Source organism: Nitratidesulfovibrio liaohensis (assembly GCF_011682075.1).
GTDB lineage: Bacteria > Desulfobacterota > Desulfovibrionia > Desulfovibrionales > Desulfovibrionaceae > Cupidesulfovibrio > Cupidesulfovibrio liaohensis.
In genome coordinates, this window is sequence record NZ_VSMK01000412.1 from 1 (window position 1) to 2,412 (window position 2,412).

Here is a 2,412-nt window from a genome sequence, read left to right on the forward strand (position 1 = left end):
CCCCGCCTGTCCCTCACGGCACGCCCGGCGGCCCCGGTGCAGCCCCCCCGCCAGTTCCCCCCATTCCGCCAGTCCTGCCCGTCCTTCTGGGCGCAGGCACCGGCGCGGCCCTGGACCGCCTGCTGGAACTGCACCCCGGCCCCGTGGCCGTGGTGGACCGGTCCACGGAAATCCTTGCCGCCAGCCGCCTGCCTGAACGCCACGCCGGAGACACTGCCGCCGGGCGCATCCTGTGGGTGACCGACGACGACGCGGACGCGGCCCTGCGCACCCTTACCCGCTGGCAGTACGAGCACGGCGGGCTGCAACTGCTGCCCCTGCCGCACCCCTTCTACCTGCGGCTAGACCGCGCCCATTACGCCCGCCTGCGCGACGTGCTGTCCGCCAGCGCCCGCTTCAACTTCTGGGAACGCGCCGCCTATCCCAAATTCGCGGACCCTGCCGCCCTGCCGCGCATGCTGCTGATCACCAGCCAGTATTTCCTGATGGGCGAAATCGTCACCGCCTGCCAGCGCCTTGGCGTGCCGTACCACCTGCTTACCCTGGACGACGACGAGGTGGGGCGGGGCGAATTCGTGGAAAAGCTGCTGCGCGCCGTGGTGGAATTCCGGCCCGACTTTGCCTTCACCATCAACCACCTCGGCGTGGACCGCGAAGGCGTGCTGACCGACCTGCTGGAAAAGCTGCGCCTGCCCCTGGCTTCGTGGTTCGTGGACAACCCGCACCTGATCCTCTACCTGTACCGGCGCATCGTCAGCCCGTGGACGGCCATCTTCACCTGGGATGCGGACAACCTGCCTTCGCTGCGCGAGCTGGGTTTCGAGCATGTGGCCTACCTGCCCCTGGGCACCGACCCGGTGCGCTTCGCCCCGCCCGCGTCGCCGCAGCCCGCCAACCATCCGTGGCGGGCGCGGGTGTCGTTCGTGGGCAATTCCATGGTCTACAAGGTGGCCCACCGCATGAAGGCGGGCAAGCTGCCCGCCGCGCTGCTGCGCTCGTACCGCGAGGTTGCGGCGAGCTTCGGCGCGCACGGCGAGCGGTCCGTGGGGGCCTACCTGCGGGCGCACCAGCCGCACCTTGCCGCCGTGTATGAAGGGCTGGGGGGGCTGGATCCGGTAAGCGGGCGCGACGGCATGGGCGACGCCGAACGTCGGCTGTCCTACGAGACCATGCTCACCTGGGAGGCCACCCGCCAGTACCGCGCCGCCTGCGTGGCGCGCACCCTGCCCTTCGCTCCGCTGATCGTGGGCGACAAGGGCTGGCGCAAGGTGTTCCGCACCGCGCCCGCGGGATGGCGGTTGCACCCGGAAATCAACTATTACAAGGAACTGCCCGCGTTCTACCCCCTGTCGGAGATCAACTTCAACTGCACCAGCAAGCAGATGAAGGGCGCGGTGAACCAGCGGGTGTTCGACGTGCCCGCCACCGGGTCGTTCGTGCTCACCGACTGGCGCGACCAGATCGAGAACCTGTTCGAACCGGGAAGCGAAGTGGTCTGCTACGCGGAGCCGGAAGAGGCCGACGCCCTGCTGCGCCGCTACCTGGACCACCCGGAAGAACGTGCCCGCGTGGTGGCCGCCGCGCGCAGGCGCATTCTGGCCGAACACACCTACGAGCACCGACTGCGCTCGCTGCTGGACCACATGCGCCGCATCTTCGGCCCGGCCCGCGCCAGATAGCCGCACCAGGCCCCGCCAACGCTCGAATCGATGTCCATACCAAGGCACACACCACGGTCATGACCACCGCCCCCACGTCCCCGCCCCCCCCCACCGCGCCCGACACCAGCAACACACCTGGGGACAAGGCGCCCGATGCGCCCATTCTGGTGTTGCAGATGCAGCGCATGGGCGACCTGGTGCTGACCTTTCCGCTGCTGGCGTGGCTGCGGGCGGAACACCCGCGCCGCCCGTTGTGGGTGGTGGGAGAGGAAAAGTTCTTCAAGGGGCTCATGCCCATCGGGCCGGAGGCGGTGTTCTTTCCGTACGATGCGGCGAACCGGCTGCGCCAGAACCGCTACCATCAGGTGATCAACCTCAGCCACCGGCCAGAGGCCGCCGCGCTGGCGGGGCAATTGCATGCCGACGCGCATTTCGGTCCATATCTAGCCGGTGGGGACACCGGGAAAGGCACTGGCCAGACCACCTACGTGCACGGGCGCTGGCAGTTGTACCGGACCTCGCTGGTGCACAACAACCGGCACAACCTGTTCCACTGGGCCGACCTGAACGCGCTGGACTGCGTGCCCCACCGCCGCATACGGGGCACCGACTGGCCCGCCCCGCAACATCACGGACGCGACCCGCAACGGGTGGGACTGTTCCTGGGGGCCAGCGAGCCGGAAAAACGCCCCGGCGCCCCGTTCTGGGCCGCGCTGGCCCGCGACCTGCTGCGGCGCGGGCTGAAGCCCGT

The 2,412-nt window shown here is 69.4% G+C and carries 2 protein-coding genes; both read left to right on the forward strand.

Annotated features, from left to right (window positions below; translation table 11 throughout):
• A partial coding sequence (locus tag FVW27_RS13210) for a CgeB family protein (protein ID WP_167125834.1) occupies positions 1 to 1,679 on the forward strand: 1,679 nt, incomplete at its 5' end.
• A gap of 59 nt (positions 1,680 to 1,738) precedes the next feature.
• A partial coding sequence (locus FVW27_RS13215; RefSeq protein WP_167125837.1) for a glycosyltransferase family protein occupies positions 1,739 to 2,412 on the forward strand: 674 nt, incomplete at its 3' end.